The 17,905-nt window shown below is 45.5% G+C and carries 16 protein-coding genes; 12 read left to right on the forward strand and 4 right to left on the reverse strand.

Annotation, left to right across the window (positions count from 1 at the left end; genetic code table 11):
• Nucleotides 1–25: 25 nt before the first annotated feature.
• On the forward strand, nucleotides 26–3,319 hold the full coding sequence (locus BFC18_RS21230) for an efflux RND transporter permease subunit (RefSeq protein ID WP_070127768.1): 3,294 nt from the start codon (nucleotides 26–28) through the stop codon (nucleotides 3,317–3,319).
• Nucleotides 3,312–6,398, forward strand: a complete 3,087-nt coding sequence (locus tag BFC18_RS21235; RefSeq protein WP_070127769.1) for an efflux RND transporter permease subunit — start codon at nucleotides 3,312–3,314, stop codon at nucleotides 6,396–6,398. The genes BFC18_RS21230 and BFC18_RS21235 overlap by 8 nt, the downstream gene beginning before the upstream one ends.
• Before the next feature lie 79 nt (nucleotides 6,399–6,477).
• On the opposite strand, the gene BFC18_RS21240 is transcribed toward BFC18_RS21235, so the two are convergent.
• Complete coding sequence (locus BFC18_RS21240; RefSeq protein ID WP_070127770.1) at nucleotides 6,478–6,798, reverse strand: DUF3718 domain-containing protein; 321 nt, start codon at nucleotides 6,796–6,798, stop codon at nucleotides 6,478–6,480.
• Between the two features lie 668 nt (nucleotides 6,799–7,466).
• Here BFC18_RS21240 and BFC18_RS21245 point away from each other — a divergent pair.
• From BFC18_RS21245 to BFC18_RS21275, 7 genes are all read left to right on the forward strand, one after another.
• The gene (locus BFC18_RS21245; protein WP_070127771.1) at nucleotides 7,467–8,696 is read left to right on the forward strand and encodes a pyridoxal phosphate-dependent aminotransferase; all 1,230 of its coding nucleotides are present in this window, start codon (nucleotides 7,467–7,469) and stop codon (nucleotides 8,694–8,696) included.
• A gap of 58 nt (nucleotides 8,697–8,754) precedes the next feature.
• Complete coding sequence (yfbR, locus tag BFC18_RS21250; RefSeq protein ID WP_070127772.1) at nucleotides 8,755–9,360, forward strand: 5'-deoxynucleotidase; 606 nt, start codon at nucleotides 8,755–8,757, stop codon at nucleotides 9,358–9,360.
• Between the two features lie 121 nt (nucleotides 9,361–9,481).
• Nucleotides 9,482–10,816 (forward strand): anti-phage deoxyguanosine triphosphatase, encoded by a 1,335-nt coding sequence (locus BFC18_RS21255; protein ID WP_070127773.1) that lies wholly within the window; start codon nucleotides 9,482–9,484, stop codon nucleotides 10,814–10,816.
• Between the two features lie 132 nt (nucleotides 10,817–10,948).
• Nucleotides 10,949–11,956, forward strand: a complete 1,008-nt coding sequence (gene msrP / locus BFC18_RS21260; protein WP_070127774.1) for a protein-methionine-sulfoxide reductase catalytic subunit MsrP — start codon at nucleotides 10,949–10,951, stop codon at nucleotides 11,954–11,956.
• Complete coding sequence (locus tag BFC18_RS21265) at nucleotides 11,956–12,570, forward strand: protein-methionine-sulfoxide reductase heme-binding subunit MsrQ (RefSeq protein ID WP_070127775.1); 615 nt, start codon at nucleotides 11,956–11,958, stop codon at nucleotides 12,568–12,570. Before msrP ends, BFC18_RS21265 begins: the two co-directional genes overlap by 1 nt.
• Before the next feature lie 136 nt (nucleotides 12,571–12,706).
• Nucleotides 12,707–13,066: a hypothetical protein gene (locus tag BFC18_RS21270; protein ID WP_070127776.1), complete on the forward strand. Its 360-nt coding sequence runs from the start codon at nucleotides 12,707–12,709 to the stop codon at nucleotides 13,064–13,066.
• Between the two features lie 50 nt (nucleotides 13,067–13,116).
• Complete coding sequence (locus BFC18_RS21275) at nucleotides 13,117–13,578, forward strand: YchJ family protein (RefSeq protein ID WP_070127777.1); 462 nt, start codon at nucleotides 13,117–13,119, stop codon at nucleotides 13,576–13,578.
• 5 nt (nucleotides 13,579–13,583) lie between these two features.
• On the opposite strand, the gene BFC18_RS21280 is transcribed toward BFC18_RS21275, so the two are convergent.
• Nucleotides 13,584–13,892, reverse strand: coding sequence for a hypothetical protein (locus BFC18_RS21280; protein ID WP_070127778.1), 309 nt, complete (start codon nucleotides 13,890–13,892; stop codon nucleotides 13,584–13,586).
• Nucleotides 13,892–14,440: a YaeQ family protein gene (locus tag BFC18_RS21285; protein WP_070127779.1), complete on the reverse strand. Its 549-nt coding sequence runs from the start codon at nucleotides 14,438–14,440 to the stop codon at nucleotides 13,892–13,894. Before BFC18_RS21285 ends, BFC18_RS21280 begins: the two co-directional genes overlap by 1 nt.
• Nucleotides 14,441–14,689: 249 nt before the next feature.
• On the opposite strand from BFC18_RS21285, the gene BFC18_RS21290 reads away from it, so the two are divergent.
• From BFC18_RS21290 to BFC18_RS21300, 3 genes are all read left to right on the forward strand, one after another.
• Nucleotides 14,690–15,190, forward strand: a complete 501-nt coding sequence (locus BFC18_RS21290; RefSeq protein WP_070127780.1) for a hypothetical protein — start codon at nucleotides 14,690–14,692, stop codon at nucleotides 15,188–15,190.
• A gap of 188 nt (nucleotides 15,191–15,378) precedes the next feature.
• Nucleotides 15,379–15,729 (forward strand): hypothetical protein, encoded by a 351-nt coding sequence (locus BFC18_RS21295; protein WP_070127781.1) that lies wholly within the window; start codon nucleotides 15,379–15,381, stop codon nucleotides 15,727–15,729.
• Nucleotides 15,730–15,777: 48 nt separating this feature from the next.
• On the forward strand, nucleotides 15,778–16,053 hold the full coding sequence (locus BFC18_RS21300; protein ID WP_070127782.1) for a hypothetical protein: 276 nt from the start codon (nucleotides 15,778–15,780) through the stop codon (nucleotides 16,051–16,053).
• Nucleotides 16,054–16,326: 273 nt separating this feature from the next.
• Here BFC18_RS21300 and BFC18_RS21305 read toward each other — a convergent pair whose 3' ends face one another.
• A complete protein-coding gene (locus tag BFC18_RS21305; RefSeq protein ID WP_070123173.1) occupies nucleotides 16,327–17,763 on the reverse strand; it encodes an IS1182 family transposase in 1,437 nt (478 codons plus the stop codon).
• Between the last annotated feature and the right edge of the window lie 142 nt (nucleotides 17,764–17,905).

Genomic DNA, 17,905 nt, shown 5'->3' on the forward strand with positions numbered 1-17,905 from the left:
TTTTATTTTAAAAGGACTGTTTACTATGAATATCGTAAAACTGGCGGTTAACCGCCCGGTAGCTATCGCCATGTTCACCGCAGCCATCTTACTTTTTGGTATGGTGTCGTTGAGCAGGCTCTCCGTTAACCTACTCCCTGAACTCTCCTACCCAACCTTAACCATTCGCACAGATTACGAAGGCGCAGCGCCTGCCGAGTTGGAACAATTGGTAAGCAAACCCATTGAAGAAGCGGTCGGCGTGGTGAAAGGCGTAAAAGATGTGCGCTCCATTTCCCGGGCTGGGCAATCGGATGTCGTTTTACAGTTCAGTTGGGGTACCGACATGGACTTTGCAGCGCTTGAAGTACGTGAAAAGCTCGACATTCTGCAATTGCCCCTGGATGTTGAGAAACCCCGCCTGTTGAAATTCAATCCAGGCATGGACCCGGTGATGAAGCTCGGTTTGTCACTCAATGAAAATGCCGCAAGCAGCAATACTGAACAGCGAATTAGTCAGATGAAAACGTTACGACTTTTTGCTGAAGAACAAATTAAACGCAAACTGGAGTCGGTTGAAGGTGTCGCATCAGTTCGCTTAGGTGGCGGACTGGAAAATGAAGTTCAGGTACTGGTAGACCCTCGTAAAGCCAGTCAGCTGGGCGTAAGCATGAGTCAGATCATCACCCGTTTACAGGAAGAAAATGTGAATGCCGCCGGTGGGCGTCTAAACGCGAGTTCGCAGGCCTTCCTGGTAAGAACACTGAACGAATTCGACAGCCTTAACGATATTGGAAACGTGTTTATCAGCCAGTTCGAGGGCCGTAATGTTCAACTTAAAGACGTGGCAAGCATCCAAAACAATTACAAAGAGCGAGATGCTATCACCCGTTTTAACGGTGTTGAAGGTACTGAAATTGCCATTTACAAAGAAGGCGATGCCAACTCCGTAGATGTGGCCCGCAGTGTTAATCAAGAGCTCGCTTCTCTGCATGACGCTTTGCCACAGAATTACCATCTGGACACTATCTATAACCAAAGTACCTTCATAAAGCAGGCTATCGATGATGTAAAAACATCAGCGATTATCGGTGGCTTACTCGCCATGCTTGTCATCTACCTGTTCCTGCGAGATTTCTGGACCACCCTGATCATTTCCGTATCGATCCCTGTTTCAGTTATTGCCACTTTCAATTTAATGTACGGTAACGATATCAGTCTGAACATCATGAGCTTGGGTGGTATTGCCTTGGCAGTGGGCCTGCTGGTTGACAACAGTATAGTGGTACTCGAAAACATCGACCGTCACCGTAAATCTCAACCGGGTGACAATGCCCGGGCTGCCGAGCGAGGCACCCGGGAAGTAGCAGGTGCTATCGTTGCTTCAACCCTCACAACCATGGCCGTTTTCGTACCATTGATTTTTGTAGAGGGCGTGGCCGGTCAGTTGTTTAGCGACCAAGCGATGACGGTGTCATTTGCTCTCGCTGCGTCTTTGATTGTCGCATTAACCTTGATCCCAGCGCTGGCAGCCCGTTCACGAAATACTTCGCCCGCCCACGGTGATACCTTTGAAACACCACCAAAGCCGCCACGACAGGGTTTTGTCGCCTGGGCAGTATTTGCGCTAACCTTGCCGTTTCGTGTGGTATTTGTTTATTTACCCTATGTACTAATGACACTTTGCCTGGGCCTTTGGCGGGTAACATCGATGGTACTGGGGTTTATATTTCGACCGCTCACCGCTTTTGTGGCAATAGGCTTTTCTTTACTTGAACGTACTTACGATAACGTTATTCGTGCGGCACTCAAGAAACCTGTTTCAGTGCTTGGCATTGCTGCCCTGCTCACCGGTTCATCCTTACTGCTGATCCCTGGCATTGGCGTAGAGCTTATACCTAAGATGTCGCAAGGTGAATTTTACGCAGAAGTAAATTTACCGGCTGGCTCCCGGGTTGAACGAACCGATGCGCTCTTGGCAGAACTAGCTGAGGTGACAAATGCACAACCCCATGTGGCACGTACGTATTCTCTTGCTGGAACCGGTAGTTTGTTAAGTGCGGCGCCCTCGCAAGGCGGCGATCATTGGGGACAGTTAAACGTAGTGATGCAGCCAGGCAGCAGTCAAACAGACATTGATGCCGTTAAACAAAATATGCGTGCGTTTTTGGCGTCTAAAGCGGGTGTACAAAGTAAGTTTGGCGAGCCAGAACTCTTCAGTTTTGCCGCTCCATTGCAAATACAGCTTCAGGGGTATGAACTGTCACAATTGCAACGTTACAGTCAGTTAATCATGGACAGACTAGAACAAGATTCGCGATTTACCGATATTACAACGACATTGCAGTCTGGTAACCCAGAACTCAAGATTGCCTTTAATGAAGCTCGCCTGGCCAGATTAGAGCTCGATGCAAAAGCGGTATCTGATGTTATTGCTGCTCAGGTTGGCGGCACGGTGGCAACACAATACAGTCTTGAAGATCGAAAAATCGATGTATTGGTTCGCAACCAGCAGCGACAGCGGGATAACGTTGACGACGTACGCAATATCATTGTTAATCCTGACAGTGATTATCCAGTACCGCTCTCTGCTGTAGCCGATGTGTTCATGAGCACCGGTCCGGGGGAAATTACCCGCGTGGGTCAACAACGAGTGGTGCTAATTAGCGCTAACCTGGCCTATGGCGATCTGGCTGAAGCCGTTAGCCAGGCTGAAGATCTCCTCGCTACAGTGTCACTGCCACTATCCATGAAAGCCAAAGTAGCCGGTCAAAGCGAAGACATGGAAGAAAGCTTTGCCTCACTGCAATTTGCTCTCGCGCTGGCAGTATTCATGGTTTACCTGGTTATGGCCTCCCAGTTTGAGTCGCTTTTACACCCGTTACTTATTTTGTTTTCAGTACCTTTAGCCGGTGCCGGCTCCCTGTTCGGATTGTGGATCACAGGAACCAATGTATCCGTAGTGGTGTTTATCGGTTTAATCATGCTATGCGGCATTGTGGTAAACAACGCCATTGTGTTGGTGGACAAAATTAACCAGTCGCGGGCAGCAGGCATGCAGAAACAAGCAGCCATTATCGACGCAGGCAAAAGCCGATTGCGCCCCATCATTATGACCACCCTCACCACCGTACTGGGGCTATTACCCATGGCTATTGGTTTTGGTGATGGCGCGGAAGTGCGCACACCAATGGCTGTAACGGTCATTTTTGGACTGGTGTTTGCCACCCTGCTCACACTGGTGTTAATTCCAGTTTTGTATCAATTGTTTGATACCAAAACGTTCCGTACGACAAACACAGAACTGGCGAACGAAAGCGGAGAGCGTACTTATGGATAAGCAAGAAGTGCCGTCGCCGCGCAGTTCAGGAGCGGGTTTAGCCAGGTTTGCCCTGAGTCATCCGGTCACCGTGTGTATGTGCTTTTTATCAATGCTGATTTTCGGTGCAGTGGCGTCACGTTTACTGCCACTGGAAAAATTCCCGGGTATTGATATTCCACAAATCGTTGTGGAAGTCCCCTACGAAGATGCCACCCCCGCTGAAGTTGAGCGCATGATCACTCGCCCGCTTGAGGAGGTACTCGCTACCATGTCGGGTATCAAGCGCATACAGGCCACATCTTATGAAAACCGTGCCCAGGTGTTCATTGAATTCGACTGGGATGAGAACATCAAAGCCAAGAGCATTGAGGCCCGGGAGAAAATTGATACCATCCGCAACACGTTACCAGATGACGTTGAACGTATTCTGGTGTTTAAATTCAACACCAATGATATGCCCGTTTTTCAGTTACGGGTGTCCAGTGAGCGAGATTTGAGTAACGCTTACGATTTATTAGATCGCAATCTTAAAAAACCATTAGAACGCGTGCCCGGCGTATCCAAAGTGGAACTCTATGGTGTACTGAAAAAGCAAATCGTGATCCACCTGAATCCCACCAAATTGACTGCTATGAACATCGATACGCCAGCATTAGTGCAGCGCTTGCGTCAGGCTAATTTTTCAGCCAGCGCAGGTGCCCTCGGCACAGAAAATAAAGTGTTGGTGAATCCCATGGGCGAATTCACCCACATTGACGACTTCAAGAACTTTATCGTGCGTCCCGGCGTGAAGTTAAAGGACATTGCCGACGTTGGCCTAGAAAGTCCTGAACGCGACGAAGGTCGTCATCTTGATCGCACTTATGCCGTTGGCTTTAACATTTATCGCGAATCCGGAAGCAACCTGGTTGAAGTGGCCGACAGCGTGATGGCGGTCATTAAGAAAGCAGAAACGGACCCAGAATTTAACGGTATCAACTTATTTGTCATGGAAGATACTGCTAAAAGCGTGAGCTCCTCCCTTGGCGATCTCATTGCCGCCGGATTGCTAGGTGCGCTACTATCGGTGATTGTTTTGTATGCCTTTCTCAGACAGCTGTCTTCTACGCTTATCGTCGTGCTCTCTGTGCCCTTTTCAATTTGTATCACCCTTGGCCTCATGTACCTCATGGGTTACACGTTAAACATACTGTCACTGATGGGATTAATGCTGGCCGTGGGCATGCTGGTAGACAATGCCGTTGTCGTCACCGAGAGTATTTTTCAGGCTCGTCAAACCGACAGCAACGCGCTGCGCGCAACACAAACCGGCATAAACCGGGTTAGCCTGGCAGTTATCGCGGGTACCGCCACCACCGCTATTGTGTTCTTGCCAAATATTGTTGGCGTAAAAATCGACATCACGATTTTCCTCGAACACGTGGCCATTGCGATTTGTATTTCTCTGTTTGCTTCGCTGTTGTTGTCGCAAACATTGATCCCGTTACTGGTCTCAAAAATAAAAGTGCCGGAACAAAAAAGCTTGAGCCAACCTGGTTACATTACCCGCTACGGCAACGTACTTAGATGGTCGTTGAAGCACCAAAAAGTCACCGGTTTAATTGCCATGATTATTTTGCTCAGTACGGCGATCCCCATGGGGGCTGTTAGTGGTGACGATGAAGGTAACGACGACGAAGACGGATTCTGGCTGAACTACCACATTACCCAGAATTACAGTTTGGAAGAAGTAGAACGCACCGTGGTTAAGATGGAAGAGTTTCTGTATAGCCACCAGCAGGAATACCATATCAAGCAGGTTTATAGTTATTTCGAAGCGGGGCACGCCACCTCCCGTATCACCCTGGAAGATGAACTGCCGGTCCCGGCGTCAGCCATTAAAGACATGATCCGCGAAGACATGCCAAAGTTTGCTCGTGCTCGCCCGTCTTTTCAATGGAACAGCGGTGGTGGCGGTGGTGTTCGATTGACGTTATTAGGTGATTCCACTACCCGCCTGCGTGAACTGGCTGACAATATCGTTCCCGTGCTCGCATCTATCGATGGTTTAGACGATGTGAAAGCCGACGTCGGGGCAGTAAAACAGGAATATCAAATTAAGGTTAACAGTGAAAAAGCCTGGCGTTTGGGCATAAAACCCCGAGATGTTGCCAGTCTTATCAGCACGGCATTACGTGGCAGTAATCTGCGAACGTTCCGCTACGGCGACAGTGGTGAAATAGGCGTTCAGTTGAAGTTTGGTGAACCTGAAGCAGCGTCGTTGCAAACATTAAAAAGCGTTGTGATCAGCCAACAAGATGGTCGCCCGATAACCCTTGATATGGTGGCGAATATTACCATGAAGCCTCAACTTTCAGAGATCCGCCGTTTTTATCGCCAAACCGCCCTTTCCATTGGCGCAAACCTCAGTGAAGAACTCACCGTTGAAGAAGCGCGCGAACGTATTGAAAATGCCATGCAATATATTGTCATGCCTACCGGCTATCAGTGGACGTTAGATGGCAGTTTTCGCCGGCAAGACGAAGCCACGGCGGTGATGCAGATGAACATGCTGTTGGCCATCTGCATGATTTATATTGTTATGGCTGCCCTGTTTGAATCCATTTTGTTACCTACAGCGGTAATCACGTCATTGTTATTCTCGTTTACCGGCGTTTTCTGGGCCTTTTTGATTACAGGCACCGCCATGTCGGTAATGGGAATGATTGGCATGCTAATCCTAATGGGCATTGTGGTGAACAATGGCATTGTGCTGGTAGACCGTATCAATCAGCTAGTGGTTCAGGGTGTGTCTTTATATGAAGCGGTTATTGAGGGTTGCATGACACGTATTCGCCCGGTGTTAATGACAGTAGCCACAACGATTTTAGGATTGATTCCGCTCGCTGTAGGTACCACTAGAATTGGTGGCGATGGCCCCGCTTATTCACCGATGGCGATAGCAATCATTGGGGGTTTGGTGTTTTCAACGCTTACCAGCTTAATTCTGGTTCCACTCACGTATGTGGCGCTATTGCGTATGCGATATCAAGTGGACAAGATGCTAAGAAGTAGCAAATTGAAAGTGGACAGATTGCTGAGCGCTAAGTCCGGGTAGGGAAGATTGCGGTGCTATTGAGCAGGGCGAATATCCAACGGAGGCATGGTATTCACCCTGTTCTTTAGCCAACCCACAATTAGCTACGTGAAACCAGGAACTCGTGTACGTCTGATGCATCACGTTTTACTGAGAAATCAACCAGGTTTTCACCGTTACAAGTCAGACCGTCTTCAGCAGTAACCATACGCAGAACTTCACGCTCAGTTGCAGCGATACGTCCAACGTTACGGCTCAGGTTAACGCGCAGTGCACGAACGTCGTTAGTTGCAACAGCTTTACAGAAACCAGCAAATTGAGTGTCACCTACAAAACGGTATTCTTTGTCAGCAGCAAGTGCAGGCGAAGATACAGCAGCAACAGTTAATACAGCAGCGATAGATTTTACGATAGCTTTCATAGTTATTTCCTCAGAAGTTTTGGCGAACTTGTTGTTATTGCCTTGAGAACCCTGTGCCCTCTCGACGTTTATAGTTATCCTACAAAATGCGCGTTAATGCTGTTGTATTATTGTTTCAGGTGGGTAACAGGTTAGTAAAACCTAATGTGTGCGTTTATTCACATTTATAAGCGATTGAATTGGCAAGATAAATACAAAACACATATATTAAATAGGAATAATAAAAACAAATTAATGACAAATAAAATCTAAAAAATACGCTTGAAACGTCACTTTTTGCCGCCGCTAAACTGAAAGTTTAACAAAATTTAACGGGTTTTCTGGGGTCAAGGCCCTTTAATTAGCACCTAATTCTGTAATAAAACTACATTTCAACCCTACTTTTGACTAAGTAAAGTGGTATTTTTTTGAGTAATCTTGCGTTTCGTTCGCTATTAGCCTGGCTACATTTTGCGCTTTTTGTTACCTCATTTCGTTCTTTCAGCGCCATTAACTCCCCCCTCCCGATGAAAGCTATCTCAGTGATTTGCGGGTAAACAAATCAACGTGCAAACACTATTTTGCAATATCAGCATAAAATGATGATAAAGATAACAAAATCCACTTAACATCCCCCTGCTCTATGGGATACCCTGTTCGACCTTATTTCACGACTAATCGATACCGCAATGAAACCTGTAGAACGCTCTCATAAACTGGACAATGTATGTTATGACATTCGAGGTCCGATTGCTGCGCAAGCACGCAAAATGGAAGATGAGGGGCATCGCATTTTAAAACTGAATATTGGTAACCCAGCGCCTTTCGGCTTCGAAGCGCCAGACGATATTCTTAAAGATGTGATTTATAATCTGCCCACATCCCAGGGATACTCAGATTCTTCAGGTATTTATGCTGCCCGTGTAGCGGTAATGCAGTACTACCAGCAGATGAACATTCAGGACATTCGCATTAACGATATCTTTATCGGTAATGGGGTGAGTGAAATGATCATGATGTCCATGCAGGCGCTGTTGAATACCGGCGATGAAGTATTACTGCCTGCGCCTGATTATCCGCTGTGGACAGCTGCGGTAAGTTTGTCATCTGGTACGCCGGTACACTACCGCTGCGACGAAGAAGCGGATTGGTTCCCAGATATCGACGATATCAAAAGTAAGATAACCAGTCGTACCCGTGCCATTGTGTTGATTAACCCAAACAACCCCACTGGTGCGGTTTACGATAAAGCGCTGCTGCAACAAGTAGTCGATGTGGCGAAAGAGCACGGCCTGGTCATTTTCTCTGACGAGATCTACGACAAGATCCTTTACGATGGCTATAAGCATACCTGCATTGCGTCGCTAACCGACGAAGTATTCTTCGTTACCCTTGGCGGGTTGTCTAAAAACTATCGTGTTGCGGGTTTCCGTGCGGGTTGGTTGCTGGTAAGTGGCAATAAACGAGTCGCAAAGGATTATATTGAAGGGATCAGCATGCTCGCCTCTATGCGAATGTGTGCCAATGTGCCCTGCCAGAGTGCCATTCAAACGGCTTTAGGGGGTTACCAGAGTATTAATGATCTGGTACACGACGGTGGTCGCCTAAAAATGCAGCGTGACGTTGCTGCTAACATGCTTAACGATATTCCTGGCATTCACTGCGTGAAACCCAAAGGTGCCATGTATTGTTTCGCCCGGGTAAACGCGCAGAAATTTAACATCAGCAATGATGAGCAGATGATATTCGACCTGCTGAATGAAGAGAAAATCCTGTTAGTGCACGGTCGCGCCTTTAATCTGCAGGAAGGCTGCTATTTCCGCCTGGTGTTTCTGCCCCATGCAGATATTCTGCAACCCGCCCTCACCCGTATTGGTTCATTCTTTAAACACTATCGTCAGCACGGTCCGGCGGTATGATCGGTTAACGGGGAAAGTCAGTACCCGTTAACGTAACCTTCTTTACGGACAATCTGATATGAAAAAGCAAAGCACCTTCCTGGCCTGGATTTTACGCATGCCGCTGATCAAACGCTGGTCACTCATGCACACTGTGAAACAGGAAAACATTGCCGAGCACTCCCATCAGGTTGCCGTCATCGCGCATCTGCTGGCGGTGATCCGCAATGAACATTTCGGTGGTACCCTGAATCCAGACAGAGCGGCTACCGTCGCCCTGTATCATGAAGTATCAGAAACCAAGTTATCTGATATTAACCATGTAACCAAATATCATAATCCCCATATTACACGCGAGTTTAAGAAGCTCGAAGATGTGGCAGAACGAGAATGTATCGCCTCGTTGCCAGCCTCGCTGCAAAAGCACTTTTCCTCATTAGTAATACAACAGCAGGTTGATCCGGAATACAAAACACTGGTTAAAGCAGCCGATTTAATTTCTGCTTACCTCAAAGCCTGCGACGAAATTGCGTTTGGTAACCGTGAATTTATTCCCGTTCGTGACCGCCTCGACGGCATGTTGGCGCACTTTAAAGAAAAGCTGCCAGAGGTTCGGTTTCTGTTCGATACCTTCACCGATAACTGTTTAGTCAGCGTTGACGAACTGTCTCAGCAAGATATTTAAAACTTTTACTTTGCCGATTTGATAATGCATGTACAAACCGCCAGTTGGTGTAAATCGTCAATCAGTGGTATGTTTTAATTTTAGCCAATTGCCTGAAAAGCAGTGACAGGTCAGTGACATAATGCTGGATTTTTCTTCTCCCTGGTGTGAACGACGCCTTCCCCGTAGCCAATCTCGCGATGGTGATCATCGCAATCCTTATCAGCGTGACAAAGCACGGGTGTTACACTCTGCCGCATTCCGGCGTTTACAGGCAAAAACACAGGTTCTCGGTGCCGGTTTAAGTGACTTCTACCGAACCCGCCTCACTCATTCATTGGAAGCGGCGCAAATTGGTACCGGCATTACCGCTCAGTTACAAGGTAAGTTTCCGAAGCAAACGGAAGAATTACAACTGGACGCCAGCTTAATTGAAACCCTGTGTCTGGCTCATGATATTGGCCATCCGCCGTTTGGTCATGGTGGCGAAATCGCCCTGAATTACATGATGCACGACCACGGTGGATTCGAAGGGAACGGGCAAACGTTCCGCATCATTTGTGAACTCGAGCCGTACACTGAAAACCATGGTATGAATCTGTGTCGGCGCAGTGTACTTGGGCTGGTAAAGTATCCGAATTTTATCGACACCCTTACCAATCCAGCCTGTTTAGACACGCGGCCATCTTCATACCGACAATTACAGGCCTCACACTGGCATCCGCCAAAGGGTTTGTATCGCTGCGATCAGCCACTGTTTGACTGGTTATTGGAGCCCCTTGATCATAACGATTGCGAACAATTCATGGACTTCAGCCAATCGGATATTAATCACGGTAAAACCCGCTTTAAATCGTTTGATTGCTCAATAATGGAACTGGCTGACGACATCGCTTACGGCATTCATGATCTTGAAGATGCCATTGTGATGAAGATGGTAAGCCAAAGCGCCTTTATGGAAGCCGTTGCCGTGCCATTGAACAAACTTGGCGTACCTTGGCTTTCCGACAATATTTTATCGCTGACTGAGCGCTTATTCAGTAACACCCACCACAAGCGTAAAAATGCCATCGGCGCACTGGTGAACAGTTTTATCACCGCCATTGAAATTCGTAGCCTGGAGGCATTTAACCACCCTCTGCTGCGTTATCAGGCAGTAATGCCAGAAGACCACTTTGCTGCACTTGCACTTTTTAAAGACTTCGTTCTTAAATTTGTGATCCGCAAAACCGAAGTACAAATTCTTGAGTTTAAAGGGCAACAAACCGTGATGGAATTGTTCGAAGCATTTAGTGCTGAGCCAGAACGGTTATTACCAGACAACACCCGGGCGCGCTGGCAGAAAGCGCAACAAGTCGATAATGGTTTCAGAGTCATAGCGGATTACATTTCCGGCATGACTGACGATTTCGCAGCTCGTATGTATGCCAGTCTGTTTTTGCCCAACCAAACGGCGCAATTCGACGGATTCAACTAACCTCCCAGTAGACATATAAAAGCTTAGAAACAGCTTTTTATCCTGGGTGACATAAATTTAATTGAAATTTATCCGGTCTGTTTGTGGTCCATTGAGTATCAATGAGTAAATAGCACAACCAAAGGATTTCAGATGCCTCGCCTTTTCAATCCATCCGTGAAGCTTACCGACAACGACGTTACCGATGAGTCGGTATACGCTCAACGCCGACAGTTGCTGAAGTCTATGGGTTTCATCGGACTGGGTTCGTTGATGAGCCAACCCGCATCGGCTTTCGGCTGGTTTACCGACGACGATGAGGAAAAGTCAGTATTTCAAACTCGTGATCTCGATTATACCCGTAATAAAAAGTTCGCTATTGATGAAACGTTAACGCCGTATGACAAGGTCAGCTCGTTTAATAATTTCTATGAATTCGGCACCGACAAAGGTGATCCGGTTGAAAACGCACAAGGCTTTAATGTTGATCCCTGGTCGCTCACCATCGATGGTCTGGTAGAGCAACCGCTTACTCTGAACTATGAAGATCTCTACAGTAAGTTCGCGCTTGAGGAGAGAATTTATCGCATGCGCTGTGTGGAAGCCTGGTCGATGGTGATCCCATGGACGGGCTTTCAGTTAAGTAGCCTGCTTGCAGCCGCTAAGCCATTATCCAGTGCCAAATATGTGGCCTTCCAGACGTTGTACGATCCGAAACAAATGCCCGGTCAGAAAAGCCGCTTTGTCGGTGGTGGCATTGATTACCCCTATGTTGAAGGCTTACGTATCGATGAAGCTGCTCACCCGCTTACCATGTTATCGGTAGGTGTGTATGGTAAAACCCTTCCTCCGCAAAATGGCGCACCCATTAGGCTCGTTGTGCCATGGAAATACGGCTTTAAAAGCATCAAATCGGTGGTGAAAATTACGCTTACTGACAAAGAGCCTCCTACAACCTGGAAACGACTGGCACATCAGGAATACGGTTTCTACGCAAACGTGAATCCTGCGGTAGATCACCCTCGATGGAGTCAGGCCAGTGAAAGACGTATCACGACAGGTGGCTTGTTTAACCAGAAGCGTATACCAACGTTACCATTCAATGGTTATGAGGAAGTGGCAAGTTTGTATACCGGCATGGATTTAACCAGAAACTATTAATGAAAACGCTGTTTAACCGACCCGTCCGTTTAACCAAGTTGCAGGTTAACGGCATCAAGGCTTTTTATCACAGTCTGGCACTTGGCTATCTCGTTTGGCTATTCATGGCTGGTGTGAACGATAATCTTGGCGGCGACCCCGTTGAAGCATTGTTGCACTCAAGCGGCATTATTGCGTTGCTCATGTTGTTTTTCAGTCTTTGTCTCTCACATTTTGCTCGGCGCCTTCCCTGCGGCGATTTAATAAAATGTCGGCGAATGGCAGGCGTATATGTGTTTGTTTATGGACTGTTTCACCTGTTTACCTATATTGCGTTTGAATTGCAGTTTGATATGTCACTGGTGGCAGAGGAAATCGTTAGTCGGCCCTATATTCTTGTGGGCATGTTGGCACTGCTCATTCTGTTTGCTTTAACCATCACTTCCCCCATGATTGTGCGTAAAAGAATGCGACAGAAGTGGCAACCATTGCATAACTTAGTCTACCTCGCGCTGGTGCTTATTGTGCTCCATTATACCTGGTCGTTGAAAACGGCTTGGCAAGAACCTGTATACTACTGGATAGCCGCAGTAGTGCTCATCGCCTTACGATTTACGAAGCTAAAAAAGTTTTAAATAAAAACACCATTAAATCATAAACTTAATAAACACCGCACAACCTGCGGTGTTTTTTTATGCAAAAAAGACTTGCCCAATATACAAACACAAAGTACTGTATACCCATACACTGTATAAACAAACAGGCATTGTTATGGCACATTCAAATAACGTAGTTCAATTAAGTTTTGCATTCGATGGTGAACCTAAAGAAGTAACCCGCATACGCGGTTGGTCTTATCTACTTGCCGAATCTGTTGCGTTTAAAAAAGATGTTCCGCACACTATTCGCATGCAGAAGCCCGCCGAAGAACAAGTCCCAGCATGGATCTCCCGATTGATAACTTCTGGTCAATGTAAAACCATTTATGTTGAGAACTTAGCATTAGATGAAGCACAACGGGTTATTATTAAACAGTTATGCCAGCGTTATGCGGTTTCTGTGGTTAACCTGAAAGTCACTAATGAAGAAAATGGCCAGCAACGTAAGAACGTTGTTATGGGTCCTTGGTAATTATCCGCCTTGCATGTACACTCGCCCCAGATTCATCAGGAGTGTAAAACATGCTTTGTTACTGCAACAGTCAACGGGAATATAAGCAATGCTGCGGCCCATTATTAGACGATGGCATTGCCACACCTAACGCAGAACAATTAATGCGTTCCCGTTATAGCGCATACAAAGTTGGGCGATTTGATTATATTTTAGCGACATACAGCCGAGAAAAACGAAGCCAGCTAACCACTCAAGATCTACAGGCCAGTGCAGCCAATACGCATTGGTTACATCTCGATGTATGTCACGCAGACATAGACACAGTGGAATTCAAAGCTTGGTTCAGCGAAGGAAAGAAACTCGGACTCATGCACGAAACTTCATCTTTTGTGCAGGAAGATGGCCACTGGCGTTACCATACTGGTGAAATGCATAATGATACCGGCAGTGTAAAAATGGGCCGGAACGACCCATGTTTTTGTGGCAGTGGCAAGAAACACAAACAATGTTGCATGACTAAACTGCGGTAAACTTTTTAGTCGTCAGGTCCTAAAACGGTAAACAACAAATGGCGACGCATATCTTTTAATACGACTCCCTTTTTAAGTAGCATAGCGCTTAATCGTCGTTGCCAGTTTTTTAATTCCGGCTCCGCCGCTTTCAGCGCGTCCTCATTTTCAAACTGAAAACGCAATAACAGTGATCCTGGAAACTGGTGATATTCCACACTGAACCAGCATTGAACAAAACCCGCCAGAGCCGCTCGCCCTTCAGCTTCAATGGTGTCGCAGATGTCGCCAACTATAGCCTGTTGTTTTAACTGTACCGAAGAGAGTTTTTTCATTACATGTGCTTCTGAATGTCGACTTCCAAACTCTGGCTCGTTTCCGAACCATCAATGGTTAACCACATTTGGCCGTCTTGAATGGTAACCTGAATTTGCATTGAACGCTGAACAGCTTTAGCCAACTGCGCGGCCAAGCTTTCAGGCACAGTAAAGACCGATAAATTCTTCCGCATTTGCAGTTTGCTGCTCTCTTTTTTCCACCACACATCAAAGCTATTGTCTGCATAGGCATAAATCGTCATCTGTTGACTCTGATTACAGCCCTTCTTAATTCTCTGCTCCGACGGCTGACACAGCTCAATCCAAAGCTCGATTTCATCACTGTAGCTTTTCTGCCAGAGATCAGGCACATCGTCGTCAGAAAGCCCTTTTGTAAACTGCAGACGCTCGTGGGCATTAACAATAAAGGCAATCAGCCGCAGCATCATGCGCTCGTCGTTCTCGGAAGGATGTCGAGCAATGGTTAAGTTATGATCGTTATAGTAATTACGGTCCATATCGGTAATCGAAATGTCCGCTTTAAAGATGGTCGCTTTCAGTGCCATGGTATGTCCGAATAAGTGCTGATCCGGGCATCGTAATTGGTTGATATTTTGGCCCGGTAATGTCGCCGCGTATAGTATCAGTAAAACTCAAGAGGCGCTGTAGTCGATTTGTTTTGATGGGCTTCATTCAATTCTTACTTACAATATTTCAAAACGTAACTTCTGGAAAAGCTTGTTACAACAAACTGCTATTTCGTATCACTATTCGCAAGGTAATATGAATCTAAATAGCATAAGGGAGCGGCATTCTTGAGCAAAAAGATAGGTTTGACGTTATTCGCCAGTTTAGGCATCTGGCTATTATTAGCATTTCAGTTTTTCAACGGAGGAATACCCAGTCATTATATTCTTCATGATAAAAACATGCCTTCATTGACCAATGCTTGGGGAGCACTGTTAATTCCAGTACTCACATACATATGCACTGGTTTACACGAAAAGTACTCAGCTTCACCCTTTGATAAAAAAGTAATTGTCGGATGGATATCGGCGATATTAGTTGGCGTAATTGTATCAGTAGTGTTTCTTAACAATATTAAGCCACTGGTATCATGGCTTGGGCCGATATTGCTCGCTATATCTCTCATTGTGAGGATTTATCAACCGCAATATATACTTGGATTTGTATTCGGCATGATGGTAGCGTTTGGCTCAGTATTACCGACCGTATTTGTGTTAGTTCTTGCCTTATTGTCAGCGGCTGTACACCTAGTTTTATACCCCTTTATTAAAAAGGGGATAACTAGGTGACAATCGATGTTATCAACAATCTTCAAAAATTGAAAAAATGTCCGTTCTTTGTCTAAAGCTGTAAAATTTGGGCAGGTACTTGTCAGTCACTGATGCATACTATTGAGATGAAAAAATGACGATTTTAGTAGTAATGTACTCGCCTTTTGTAACTTGTAAATTGGCACATTGCCCTCATACTTCCACGTATGAAATATAAAGTACGCAATTTATTTTGGATAAAGCTGTTAACCTCATTTTGGTTGATAGCCGGTGCTTTTGCTTATCTGGAAACTCTTTATGTGGAATACCTAGAGCCAGACATACAACAAAATGCCGTAGAAGCGAGCTTTACACCGAAACATGTCGATTCTCTGAATGCGTCAAATGATAAGTCAGTTGATTTCGCGGAAAGCTTCTGGCAAATCGCAAATGTAGCATTATTTCTATTAACTGATAACTTTGCATTAAACCCGCCTGACTGGTTTCAAGAACACTTTCTAAATCAATCTATTAACCTCATTTCATTTCAATATTACCACTCTGCGCTGCCAGCTTAATCTCCTTACTTCCTTATTAAATTTTCAGCAATTTTAGGAGATTAACGAATGATAATTTCGTACGACCATTTATTAATATTATTTGTGTGCTTAGGCTTTGCCGCAGTTTTAGGTTTTTTTTATCTGATGTACAGATGGGCACGCAAGAAGAAAGGCGCTGCAATGGCTTTTGGCATGCTAGTGCAAATGTTATTGCCCGATCCAAAAGTGCAACAGACCATTGAAATAGTCACGGAATCAAAGCAAGAGCAAAAAAGTAAGTCTGGACAAATTCAAAAGCCAAAAGCAAATGACCGCCATCAAAACCGATCGGATCGTCAATAATAATAGATATTGTCGACTTAGTGTGGTTCAGCTCTCTTTCGCCAAATGACGTTAAAACTATCAAATTTCATTCCGGCTTGAATGTCCGTCATTTGTCTAAAGCAGTCATTGAGATTTCAATGGCTGCATTTCCGAAATTGGTCCAGACTGTGTGAAAACACACTTGCTTGTCGAAGGCGATGAATATCCATATTTTGAAATCGTCGAAGAAGATTTCGATCGCGATTTTCTACAACACCTGAATTTACCGGAGGCGAGTCAGATTGTCAGGGATTATCCTTCTCTGATGGCTTTTGTTAGTGCCTGCACGCCCATAATTGCCATCATTCTCTTCATGTTGTAAGCAAGAACATGGAGACTCATCTCGGTACTGACGTTTTTGAATCGTCTTGTCAGAAAGTGAGTTGCGCCCATCCACATTTTTATCGTCCCGAAAGGGTGCTCAACAGTTTGTTTTCGGATCACTGGTGTTTCGGGGGCGTTTGCTAGACGTTCCAGCATGGCTTCAGCTTCTGCCTCATGAATCCAGCGTTTCATTCGTCTTGGCTCGCGCTTTGAGGTGGTACACTGGTTCCGAATTTTACACTCCTTGCACGCGTTATGATTGAAGTAGACATCTAATTCCAAACCATCTTCGACGGTTCTCATTCTATTTATCATTTCTTCGCCAGCAGGGCAGGAATAGATATCTTTAGTGGGGTCGTATTTGAATTTGGAGCGATTGAAGATACCCTTTCTTTCCGAGCCAGAGGTATCTGTTTTAGGGACTAAAGTTTCAGCGCCAAGGTCCAGTGTCGCTTTGATATCCTGACGGCTGTAGTAGCCTTTATCTGCCAGAGAAGTGATATCTTTTCTATTTAATATTTCTTGCGTGAGTTTGGTCATCCTTGCTAGCTCGCCACGGTCGTTAGTATTTGTAACATCATGACAGACAATAAGATGATGCTTTGTATCAACCGCGCTTTGGATGTTATAGCAAACTTGGCGTTCCATATTTCTGGTTTTAAGCAATCTGGCATCGGGATCGGTTAGTGATACCTGTTTGTCTGGGTGCGCTTCTACTACCCGCTTCATTTCCTGTAATTCACCTAGCCTTTTCTTAAACCAAGCCAGTTTATCCTTCACCATTCTTACTCGATTATCTGGAACTTCTTTGCGGTCTACTTCGTCAAGCTCCAACAGATATTTAGAAATTTTCGCCTCAACGCGAGCAATCAGGTCATTGGCTTTCTTAGACGTAAAGTTATTCGTCTTACTGTTTACGGCTTTGAATTTACTACCGTCAATGGCGACAACGCCCTCACTGAACATATTCAGCTCTCGACATAAAATGACAAAATGACGGCAAGCCAACTTGATTCCTTCGCCGTTATCACGTCGGAAATCAGCGATAGTTTTAAAGTCCGGCGCTAAACGTTCCAATAACCACATGAGTTCAAGATTACGGTTGGTTTCTGTTTCCAGTCGACGAGAAGATTGAATACGGTTGAGATAGCCGTAGATATAAAGCTTTAATAAAGTGGCTGGGTGATAACCTGGGCGGCCCGTTGATTTAGCCTGAACACGTTCAAAACCTAATTCTTGCAAATCAAGTTCATTGACGAAAACGTCAACAATACGAACGGGGTTATCTTCACTGATAAAGTCATCCAAAATCTCTGGGAATAAAGTCGCTTGAATACGACATTCTCCTTTAATGTGATTCGTCATAATCAGTCATCAAAGTTCATTAACATGCTGATTATTATATCAATTAACTACCGAAACAATTAGATTACTTGATCATAATAAGCGGCTTTTTAGACCAAAAAGTGATCAGCGTTTTCACACAGCCTGGGTCAGAAGCGGACAT

It is taken from the genome of Alteromonas confluentis, assembly GCF_001757105.1.
In the GTDB taxonomy this organism is placed as follows: domain Bacteria; phylum Pseudomonadota; class Gammaproteobacteria; order Enterobacterales; family Alteromonadaceae; genus Alteromonas; species Alteromonas confluentis.